The organism is Acinetobacter bohemicus ANC 3994, assembly GCF_000367925.1.
Taxonomy (GTDB): Bacteria; Pseudomonadota; Gammaproteobacteria; order Pseudomonadales; family Moraxellaceae; genus Acinetobacter; species Acinetobacter bohemicus.
This window is the reverse complement of the sequence record NZ_KB849171.1, coordinates 1-10267: the sequence shown is the minus strand read 5'-3', so window position 1 is coordinate 10267 and position 10267 is coordinate 1. Positions and strand designations below refer to the sequence as shown.

11 protein-coding genes are annotated in these 10267 nt (G+C 32.9%); 7 read left to right on the top strand and 4 right to left on the bottom strand.

Annotated elements, in window-relative coordinates:
• Positions 1-160: 160 nt before the first annotated feature.
• Positions 161-571: a hypothetical protein gene (locus F994_RS10300; RefSeq protein ID WP_004650331.1), complete on the bottom strand. Its 411-nt coding sequence runs from the start codon at positions 569-571 to the stop codon at positions 161-163.
• Between the two features lie 255 nt (positions 572-826).
• Here F994_RS10300 and F994_RS10295 point away from each other — a divergent pair, with 255 nt between their 5' ends.
• From F994_RS10295 to F994_RS10275, 5 genes are all read left to right on the top strand, one after another.
• Complete coding sequence (locus F994_RS10295) at positions 827-1348, top strand: hypothetical protein (RefSeq protein ID WP_004650329.1); 522 nt, start codon at positions 827-829, stop codon at positions 1346-1348.
• Between the two features lie 218 nt (positions 1349-1566).
• The gene (locus F994_RS10290; RefSeq protein ID WP_004650328.1) at positions 1567-1878 is read left to right on the top strand and encodes a BrnT family toxin; all 312 of its coding nucleotides are present in this window, start codon (positions 1567-1569) and stop codon (positions 1876-1878) included.
• Entirely contained in the window at positions 1841-2155 is a 315-nt protein-coding gene (locus tag F994_RS10285) for a BrnA antitoxin family protein (protein WP_004650327.1), read from the top strand. The genes F994_RS10290 and F994_RS10285 overlap by 38 nt, the downstream gene beginning before the upstream one ends.
• A gap of 126 nt (positions 2156-2281) precedes the next feature.
• Entirely contained in the window at positions 2282-3244 is a 963-nt protein-coding gene (locus F994_RS10280; protein ID WP_004650326.1) for a hypothetical protein, read from the top strand.
• A gap of 67 nt (positions 3245-3311) precedes the next feature.
• Positions 3312-3974 (top strand): hypothetical protein, encoded by a 663-nt coding sequence (locus F994_RS10275; RefSeq protein ID WP_004650325.1) that lies wholly within the window; start codon positions 3312-3314, stop codon positions 3972-3974.
• Between the two features lie 111 nt (positions 3975-4085).
• On the opposite strand, the gene F994_RS10270 is transcribed toward F994_RS10275, so the two are convergent.
• Genes F994_RS10270 through F994_RS10260 form a run of 3 tightly spaced genes read right to left on the bottom strand, consistent with a single transcriptional unit; the run spans position 4086 to position 6633 of the window.
• Positions 4086-4652: a GNAT family N-acetyltransferase gene (locus F994_RS10270; protein ID WP_004650324.1), complete on the bottom strand. Its 567-nt coding sequence runs from the start codon at positions 4650-4652 to the stop codon at positions 4086-4088.
• Positions 4653-4674: 22 nt separating this feature from the next.
• On the bottom strand, positions 4675-5412 hold the full coding sequence (mobC, locus tag F994_RS10265) for a MobC family replication-relaxation protein (protein ID WP_004650323.1): 738 nt from the start codon (positions 5410-5412) through the stop codon (positions 4675-4677).
• A 3-nt stretch (positions 5413-5415) separates the two neighbouring features.
• Positions 5416-6633 carry a type IV secretory system conjugative DNA transfer family protein gene (locus F994_RS10260; RefSeq protein WP_004650321.1) on the bottom strand — a complete coding sequence of 406 codons (1218 nt, stop codon included), beginning with the start codon at positions 6631-6633 and terminating at the stop codon, positions 5416-5418.
• A gap of 1844 nt (positions 6634-8477) precedes the next feature.
• Here F994_RS10260 and repM point away from each other — a divergent pair.
• Together repM and F994_RS10250 are read left to right on the top strand one after the other, a co-directional pair.
• A complete protein-coding gene (gene repM, locus F994_RS10255; protein WP_004650320.1) occupies positions 8478-9395 on the top strand; it encodes a replication initiation protein RepM in 918 nt (305 codons plus the stop codon).
• A 63-nt stretch (positions 9396-9458) separates the two neighbouring features.
• Positions 9459-10022: a plasmid replication DNA-binding protein gene (locus F994_RS10250; protein ID WP_004650319.1), complete on the top strand. Its 564-nt coding sequence runs from the start codon at positions 9459-9461 to the stop codon at positions 10020-10022.
• Positions 10023-10267: the final 245 nt, after the last annotated feature.

Genomic DNA, 10267 nt, shown 5'->3' with positions numbered 1-10267 from the left:
ATTTCGTATAAGGTGTATTATGTTAATTTTAGAAATTCTTAAATTTTAAGAAATAAATAGATATTGAATTTAGTAATGAACTATAACTTAAATATTTTAAAAATTTAAGAACCAACAAAAAAGCTGACTTGTTTCTGAGTCAGCTTTTTTGTTGGTTGATCTACTGTTCATTAACATCACAACTGCTAACTAAAGTGCTCAATACAAAAGCTTCATTAGGTAGGTCATCAAATCCTTCATATTCAAAGACATAAATACCTTTAACTACAATAGTTAATTTATTCTGCCGACTTAAAAAAAAGCTTAAGTCTAAGACATCTACAGGATGATGAGACCCATCTAAAAAAATTGAGCCATTTATGTCTTCTTGGGTAAATGTGAAAGACCTATTTGCTAAATCACATAATTTTGTTGAAGGTAAGTCAATATTATCTAAGCGAATTGTTGGGCTTATGATCTCATCTTGATAGATAAATGGTTCGATAAAGATATGGATAGATATTTCAGAATCTGTAGAACTAAAAATAATCGCATGTTTAGCAATTAAATTTTTTGTATTAAATGTGCTCATATACTACTGATATAAATAATTTTATCCATAAAGTATAAATCAAGAATCATTAATTGCATTAACATAAAATCTATTATGGGAAACTCATGAATAGTGATATTTTAAATTAAATCAGCAACTATTTAACATAATGGTCGTTATGCGAAATTTTCAAAAAATATAGTAAAAATGGGGGCTTAAAGCTCCCATTTTTGAGTTCGTATAAGGTGTATTATGTTAATTTTAGGAAATCTTTAAAGTATTTAAATAAAATATATGAACGTGATTTCAGCAATATTATTAAATGAACATCCTGTCAAAGGATGTATTCAGGATGGAAATGGAAACACTAAACCATTTCCTATTTTTGCTATTGATGGGCTTCCATTAAATATATGGATAAGTAAAAACACTAGTTTTAAGGATGCAAATTCTTCCGTTCCAGCACAGGGTTGGCTATATGACTTTGAAAATAGCGTTCCTTTGAGTAATGCATGGAAACTATTAAAACCTGAAACTTCTGAATATGGTGCAGTATCCACTGTCATACCAATTTTAATTTGTTCTGATGATTTAGATCTTGTCTGTAATGTAATTATGATTGAACAGATGGTGACTGAATCAGAAGTTCAATGGATTCGATTTGGGGTAGCATGGAACAATATGCATGACCTTGTAACATCAGTAGTTTGGGAGAAGCCTTTTACATCTCCTGTCTTAACATTCAAATTAAGTAATTTTGAAGAAGCATACAATAATTTAAAGAACTTAGATGAAGTCTGGAGTGGAGCTATTTAACATAATGGCGCTTATACGAAACGCAATATAAAAAGACTTTGTTTTTCAGTAAGTTAAAAATTTTTAACCGACCTCAAAAACAGCAAAAAGCCGACTTAGAAACAAGTCGACTTTTTTATGAGCAGTTTTGATATATTCTGCCAATAAAAATTAGTTAATTTTTGCAAAACTTACAATTTTGTATTAACATTTTTATATTAACAAAAAGCGATGCAACTATGAAAATTGAGTTTTCATGGGATGAGCATAAAGCGGATACAAACCTTAAAAAACATGGTGTGGCTTTTGAAGATGCAACATTGGTTTTTTATGATGCTCATGCCGTCTTCAAACAAGATCGCTTTGAGAATGGTGAATATCGTTGGCAAGCGATAGGTCTCGTACACGGGCAGACAGTTTTATTAGTAGCCCACACTGTGCAAGATCATAATGGGATTGATCATATCCGTATTATTTCAGCACGACAGGCAGAGAAAAAAGAGAGGAAACAGTATGAACAAAACCGTTACTTACAAAGTGGATTTGAATAACCCTCCTGTCTTATCTGAAGAACAGAAGGCAAGACTTGAGGCTTTAGCTAAACGTCCAGACAGTGAAATAGACTTTTCGGACATTCCTGAACTCGATGAAAGTTTCTGGAAAAATGCAGTACAAAATCCTTTTTACAAACCTACTAAACAAGTGACTACAGTTCGTATTGATGCAGATGTCATGCAATGGCTAAAGGCGCAAGGTAAAGGCTATCAGACACGAATGAACAAGATTCTGCGTGATGCCATGCTGAATGAACTAAAAAATCATCCATAAAGAATGGGAGCTATAGGCTCCCATTTTTGACTTCGCATAACGTGCATTATATTAATCTTAGCGAAACTAAACACTTCACACTTTTTATAGTGTAATTATTTAACACAATTTTTTAGAGAAAATATCTTGAAGAACTATTTACAACTTATTGTGATGCTAAGCATAAGTACATCTAGCATTGCTGCTATTGATGTTTATCCCAATCCCAATCTAACTGATCCATCTCTAGCAACAACTTTTGCATCGCAATTAAGAAATATGAAAATTAGAGAAATTGAAGACGTTATAAAAGGGGAATGTAACCAATTTAAAGAGTACGTATATTTATCTATTCAAAATTGGGAAAGTTTTAAAAATCAGACTAAATCGGCAGATGAGGCTCAACAATACTCTCAACGGTTAATCGGAGAAATACCATACAGATTATCTTTTCAATATACATTTCCACTTGGTATTAATATTTACTCTACAACAGAAGAATATATAAAACAGGCTACCCTAAATACTAAAAAAATAGATGAAAACAGTCTATTAAACAAAATGTATAGTAGTTGTTTATTTGCGAATAATACTAAATACTTTGAGATTCTTTCATCTACAAAATATTTAAGAGGCAATCAAAGTCCATTTATTTCTGAAAATGATATGTTAGTGATGTTTGATCCATCTAACTCTTTGCTTAAATCTCTTAATCCACTTCCATCAAAAGAGGATAAATTAACTCCTCCTAATATGAATAAAGCAATAAATTTCAAACCTATTGAACTTGTTATGGCTCGTATGCTTATTAATCAAGATATAAGAAATAGTTTTATAGCAAGTAATATCCGTTGGATTGACTACAAAAAAGCTTCTTTCACGATGCAAAAACGTTTTTCTAAATTTATGGAAGAAGGTGGACGGAATAAAGATTTCGCTAAAATTGCTAGTTTAGTTAAAACATTAAGCCCCAAAATTACAAATAATGATGAGAACTACCTTATGGCAACTGAGGCAGAAATACTTAATGTGATGAACAATAGTAGCTTGTTTGAAGATCCTGTTTTTAGTAAGAACTTAAAAGATACTTTAAAGAAATTTAATTATTAAAAATTAATTAATACAAGCGATCATATAAGAATTAATAAGCTTATATACAGATTAATTAGGACTTTATGTGAAAGAAAAACTCTATACCTTAAGTTTTGAAGAAGCTAACCAATTTTTAAAATTGACTATCTATGATCATTTAAAATACGGAAATATGAAACAGAGGTATAACCGAGTACAGAAAATAATTAAAAAATACAGATTCTTGGAAATAACAAATTTAAGATTTAGCTGGCTTTTTATTAAAGACTTAATGCTATTAAATAGAAAAACTCCTGCTGATCAAATGTCTATACATTCAATTTTGCAAGAAATTGAAATAATGGAAGGCCTTAACAATGAAAGATCACATACAGGGAAGCAAAAATCTTTTAAAGGATATGCGTTAAAAGGGCTATATAAAAAACATTATTTAACCAATTCAAGTGATTTGCTTCTCACAAAAGAACTATTCACAGGAATTAGTAAAGACATTAAAAATAATGTTCATCCAATCCAAGCTGTTGAAGATAATTTTCAAGTGACGCTTGATAGACTTTCTAGAGAAAAAGGAAAACTTGCTGAATATATAACTGGGGAGTGGTTAGTATTTTATAAACATGAAAATACTAACTATTACGTATGCTTATGGGAGCATAACAATAATGACTCAGAAAAAGCGAAGGAAATAAAAAAATATGTAGCCATGGAAAAAGAACCATATCTCAAGAAAATAATTGGGGACTCCTAACCAATTCATCTTAAATTTAAATAGAAAATATCTACTGACTTCTTTGTTTCAACTTGCCTTTCTTCATAATAGTTCAGTAATAACTCATGCTTTATTTTCAAAATTGATTCTCTAGTAATGAATAAACAAATAATTATTTAACATAAAATCTCTTATGCGAAATTTAAAAAGCCTAGACCAAGATCTTGGTTTTTTAGACGGAGAAGGAAAGTTATATGCCAAGAGGCTTATACCACTTTCACCAGTTTTTAGAATTTCAAAACCCTTTTTAATAAGTAATCTAAGCATAACTTCAGAAGCAGGATGACATTTAGCTAAGACGACACTATTATTAGTTTTAAATTTGTTTAAAATCTTATCAAGTGAAGATGATGCTATACCTTTTCCTTGATATTGAGGATCTGTACCCATCATCCATATTTCAGTTGCGTTACCCTGAGTTTTTGAAAGAATCATAAAGGCAATAGGCTTACCATTATGTTCTGTAATAAATGCAGATGCTTTTAAATCTGCATCCAAACGTTTTTGGTCATTTAAAATAGACCGTAAGTTCTTCTTTAAACTCTCATTTGCCAACTGATTCAAATTGAATTCAGGGTTGAAATGACCTTTTTGAGAACCAATCAAAATAAGTTTATGCATGAAACTTAAATCTGAAATACCTGCATTTCTCAACAATTTTTATCTCCTGTTTACTGAATTATTTAAAAGTATTAACGTCATAAGATATAAAATGAAAACGCTTTAAAAGACTTTCATGAACTTGAACTACTTCTTCTTTAATAACGATTTTTTCAATTCGGCAAAACATGCTCCTCAACCTTTTCTCAAGATTATCTGGGCAAAAATAAAACACCTCGTTAACAGTCTCAGATAAAATCATTTCCGCGTAGTTTTCTAAAATTTCGACATAACGTTTAGGCGTTTTCAGGTTTCTTTCTAATTCAATAGCAACTTTTCTACCTTTCGGAGAAATAGCGACTGCATCTGGCACTTGAATCCATATAGAACGCTCTAAATTAGCTATTCTCAGCATCCTAGAGCTACTTTGCCACCCACTCCACCCATCTCTAACTAAGCCCGCTTTAACACGCTGTAAAGCTAAACTATGCTCCATCGTGATAGGTTTAATCCGGCCTACATTGAAAAACCGAAGATGTTCATTGTCAGGTGTAACAAAAGCGGCTCCTGTAGGAGTTAACCCCCAAACAGAAACCTTTCGTGGATTCAAAGGTACAGCGACCTGATGAGCCTTGATTAACTGCTTAGCCGCCATCGAATTAAGTATTCTCCGAGTTCCATTTGGTGTCATAGTCAACAACAGAGCTAATATCCTTAATGTTGTGTAGCCCTCATCAAGTAGAAAGGAAAGAATTAGTAATTCCTTAACTTTTCTAATTTTTTCCTGTTCGGTTCTTGATGCGATTAGATTAGACATAAATCAATCCAACTCTTTAAAAATCAAAATCTTATTTACATCTGATTTTTTATCCAATTTATTGCTATCAACACTTGTAAGTTTTTTTGCATTTGCAGTTTTTTTAACTTTAATGGGATAGACCGTAGATATTTGAGCAATACCATTCCCAAATAGCACACCAGTTCCTGAAGGCAGGGATAACATTGTATTGAAATCAATCAGATTTCGTTCTGTCTGGCGAATCTGTTTTTCACCTGTTACTCGATCCGTCAAACTTAGCGTTTGTTCGATATTTCTGGCTTCATCATCAACAAGTATTTCCCCTGAAAATTCTGCAAAATATTGAGCTGTTTCATTGTCCACAGCACGATAAGTAAACTTCAAAGGGCAGTTCGCCATGACCGAACTGGCTAGAGTCTTACCATTCATGTTGTCAGGAACATCAAGCAGATCATTGATACTTTGATGTGCAAGAATAAAGTGCAACCCTTTGTCACGAATAACTTTAAGCGCATCACCAAAAATTTTAGAAATTTGAAAAGATAGTTCATCTAAGATAATACAAACCTGTTTGGGGGTTTCTAAGGTGTTATCTCTCTGGCTCACAATTTGAACGATTCTCCCAAGTAACATTCTTTGGACTGTTATATGTTTAGGATCTTCCCAATCACCTGCAACATAGATAACATGTCCCTGATCCACTGCATTTTCTAGAGAAATTCCTGCTGTCGCATTGACTGAGACAACTTCAGAAAGTTCCTGTAGAGCATCTGCAAAACCGTCTGCTTCATTTTTTCTAAAATATTCATCGTATGTCTCACTGATTTCTTTTAAAGTCATTCCGTCACGATAATTTTTCCCAACAAAACGTGCCATCTTGCGGCTTTTAGCACGATAATAATCAGCAGCATCTCCTCGTTCTTCCAAAAGAAGCCCTACAGTCAATAAATTAATAATTTGATCACTAGTCATGCCAGTAAAAAGATTTAACTGAGCTGAATTTTCTCGAAGATCAAGAAAAAAATAAGGTATTTTCAATGACTGAGCTGCTGTGTAGCAGACCTGAGGGAACCATTCATCGCCACCATGTTTAGGATCGAAAATAACAGTCGATTCACGCTTTAAAATAGCTTGAAAGGTTAATACCCCAAGTAGAACACTCTTACCAAAACCAGATGCACCTGTAATTTGGGTATGAACTAATTTCTCCTTATCGTAAAAAATAGGTTTTCCATACATGTCTAAGCCGAAAAACCATTTTCCAGAACTAAAGAATTTTTGAGGATCATATTCAAGAACTGAAGTGTAAGTGGGTTTGCTATGTCTGTTTGTATAGATCGGCTATTTATACCAACTTAAAACTATTGTGAATATCTCGAATATCAGTTTTTGAATCTCGTTGTGTACCTGCTTTTTGAGTACCAATTTTTAATAATTTTTCAAACCTTGGTATAAATAGCCGATCTATACAAACAGACATAGCAAACCCACTTACACTAACGATCAAAGACTTCCAAAGTTCATTACTGCTAACTTTTCCAAACAAATAAGCAGTAATCCATAAAATGAAAAATAGACTTAAGCAAAAAAAAATGAGTATGAAGAAAGTTGTAGAAAAAGTGCATTTCCTCTTTTTCTAGATTTCACATTTAATGTAATAAAAGCGAATACACCTATTACTACAGCTAAAAAATAATGGGATTTATTTGAGAAAAAATTGCCTAAAAAAAACGCTATATCCGAAGAGAAAATTAAAACTGTAAAAAATATAGCTGCTAAGAACCAAAACCGCATACTTCATCATCTTCAAAAATTGGATTAAGTTACCATCGCATATTTTTACTTACTTTGACAATACCTAAAAAAATATAAGTTTTTGATTTTATTGTATTTTTCGGTCAATGTTTTATAATAAAACTTCTTTTTATATTTGTTTTAAAAGACAATATTACTTGGTAATAAATCCAAGAAAATATTTTCAATTAATCAAAAATTATCAAATTATCTTTTGAATAAACACTTTTTCTAAATATATCAATAAATACGATACGCGGATTGCACCGAAGGTGGGCTGAACGACAGTGAAGCATCCTCGAAGCCCCAGCAAAGAGGACAAGGGGGGAGCCACGAAAGGGAAAAAATGGAAGCGAAGCGCACCCATTTTTTAGGGTGTCCAAACACCCGACCTTGAAGTGGGGGGCTAGCCCATCCCCGTCGAAACGCAGTGCACGACAACCCTCTTACGGTTAAAAAAGTCCGTTGAGTTCATTGCGTAGTCAAATGAAGCTCAATACTTTTCAGTAAGGGGGTTGTCGTGCGCGGCAGCGCAACGACGGGGGCTTTGTAAAAGGTAAAAACGCCCTAGCGTTTTAGCAAATCCGTCCCGAACCCTTTCGGGCTGAAACCTAGCGATAGCATGGTTTCAGAGGATAGCGTAGCGGTTGCGTTACCGTGAATTATCGTAAGTATTGTTAATTTACCGGCACTGCTTACTGGCATCATTCACCGGCACATGAGTTATGCCGGTGAAAAGCTTTATTATTTTTATATATTCGAATGAAAAATAACGTTTTTAAGCGAGTGTCTACGAGCTGTCACAATGAAAAGTCGCGCCTAGACCCTCTGAAAAACATGTTTTTAAGTATTAAAACTCTCAAAAATAGTGTGATTAGTTAAATCTATTTGTATCTAGATCGAGCGAAGCGAGTATAAAAAACTGATGAGCGAAGCGAATTCCGCGTTTCTTTTTTTCTTGATGACTTATACCAGGTATTAACTTAAAAATTGCCCCTTAGAACTGAGCGTAAGCGAAGTTCAATAGAGTTTGAGCATAGCGAAAACAAAGGGCAATTTTTTATTCTCTAAGCTTTTAATTATTTTTAAAGTTTTTAAATGCTTTTAGATATGCTGAAATCCTTTATTAATAAGGGTTTCATGGCTTATATGTCCACGTTTACCTTGCAATATGCCCACGTTTACCTTGCAATATGTCCACGTTTACCTTGCAATATGCCCACGTTTACCTTGCATTAGTACACAAATAATATTAACGTGTACTTATACACAATAAAAAAATAGTGGTTATGAGAGATTTAGTTGTAAAAGACAATGCCTTAATCAACGCAAGCTATAACTTAGACCTAGTAGAACAACGTTTAATTTTATTGGCTATTGTTGAAGCACGGGAAAGCGGTAAAGGGATTAATGCAAATGACCCATTAGAGGTTCATGCAGATAACTATATCAATCAATTTGGCGTGCACCGTAATACGGCTTATCAAGCCTTAAAGGATGCTTGTAAGGATCTATTCGCGCGTCAATTTAGCTATCAAGAAAAAAAATCTAATGGGAATATCCGAAATGTTATGAGTCGTTGGGTATCTCAAATTGCTTATAACGACAATGAAGCAACTGTAGACCTAATATTTGCACCTGCTGTTGTTCCATTCATAACTAGATTGGAAGAACAATTTACTAAATATGAATTACAGCAAATCAGTAGCCTTAGTAGTGCTTATGCCATACGTTTATATGAACTTTTAATTCAATGGCGAAGCGCTGGTAAAACACCAACCATAGAACTACAAGAATTTAGAAAAAAACTAGGCGTTCTTGATAATGAATATTTACGGATGGCTCATTTAAAAGAGCGTATTTTAGAGCTTTCAATTAAACAAATAAATGAACATACAGATATAACCGTAAAGTATGAACAACATAAAAAAGGACGTTCTATTTCAGGATTTTCTTTTACTTTTAAGCAAAAAGCAAAAGATCAAATAAAACCCCAAAAATTAGTTTCTAAAAATTTCTATAAAATGAGTGACTCTCAAATCAATATGTTTGGCAATCAGCTAGCAGAACTTCATGATTTAAGTCATTTGGCAGTAGGTAATGAAAATTATGAAGCTCTTGCAGCTCGAATTAAAGATATGTTGAGAGATCCAGAGAAGCAAAAACAGTTTTTACCTCATTTAAATAACTTAGGCTTTAAACCTTGAGTGTATTGAAGAATACACTTATTGTATTCTTCAATACGTATACTTAAAACACAGTAATACACTATGAAAACAAGTACAAAATACAGTGTTAGTGATGCTGCTACATTGTATAAAAAATCTAGAGCTACAATCTATAAAGATATAAAAAACGGTATTTTAAGTCGTGACCAAGATGGTTCTATAGACTTCTCGGAGTTACTTCGTGTCTATGGTGAGCCTTTCAATGGAAAACACTCAAAACGTATTGATACGTCTCCAATACAAAATACAAATACACCTGAATACAGTGATAATACAGTTTTAGAACTCAAGAATCAGATCGAATTTTTAAAGAAACAGTTAGAAAAAGCAGAGGATAGAGAGGCCAAAGCAAATAATCGTATCGATACCCTTCTTACACTGATTGAGATGAAGCCTTCCAAAGTAAATAATGAATCTGATAGGTTAAACATTGAAAAAGAGAGTCCACCTATTTCAAATGACATAACAACAGATCCTCCGTTAGAAGAGATTAAGTCTATAGCTAATTCATCTACAGAAACCAAACGTATTCCAGTCCCTGAACAGATCGAACTAGAACTACCGACAAGGGGCTTTCTGAGCCGGTTTTTCTTGCCGAACGGCTAAACAACCTGTTTAGCTGTGCTAATTAAAAGTGTGGAGTATTGATCAAATAGTAAGCGTGGAACACAACTATTCACGTAAAAAGCCCAATCGGTGAGGACTGGGCTTTTACAGATACGATAACACTATGAATTAAAAAGAATAAATTAGAGCATTTCGTATAAGGTGTATTATGTTAATTTTAGAAATTCTTAAATTTTAAGAAATAAATAGATATTGAATTTAGTAATGAACTATAACTTAAATAT

Excerpts from the sequence above, each read along its gene's own strand:
- F994_RS10290 (WP_004650328.1), top strand. The coding sequence starts at position 1,567 with ATGAAAATTGAGTTTTCATGGGATGAGCATAAAGCGGATACAAACCTT.
- mobC (WP_004650323.1), bottom strand. The coding sequence starts at position 5,412 with ATGTCTAATCTAATCGCATCAAGAACCGAACAGGAAAAAATTAGAAAA.
- F994_RS10260 (WP_004650321.1), bottom strand. The coding sequence starts at position 6,633 with ATGTATGGAAAACCTATTTTTTACGATAAGGAGAAATTAGTTCATACC.
- repM (WP_004650320.1), top strand. The coding sequence starts at position 8,478 with ATGAGAGATTTAGTTGTAAAAGACAATGCCTTAATCAACGCAAGCTAT.
- F994_RS10295 (WP_004650329.1), top strand. The coding sequence starts at position 827 with ATGAACGTGATTTCAGCAATATTATTAAATGAACATCCTGTCAAAGGA.
- F994_RS10300 (WP_004650331.1), bottom strand. The coding sequence starts at position 571 with ATGAGCACATTTAATACAAAAAATTTAATTGCTAAACATGCGATTATT.
- F994_RS10285 (WP_004650327.1), top strand. The coding sequence starts at position 1,841 with ATGAACAAAACCGTTACTTACAAAGTGGATTTGAATAACCCTCCTGTC.
- F994_RS10250 (WP_004650319.1), top strand. The coding sequence starts at position 9,459 with ATGAAAACAAGTACAAAATACAGTGTTAGTGATGCTGCTACATTGTAT.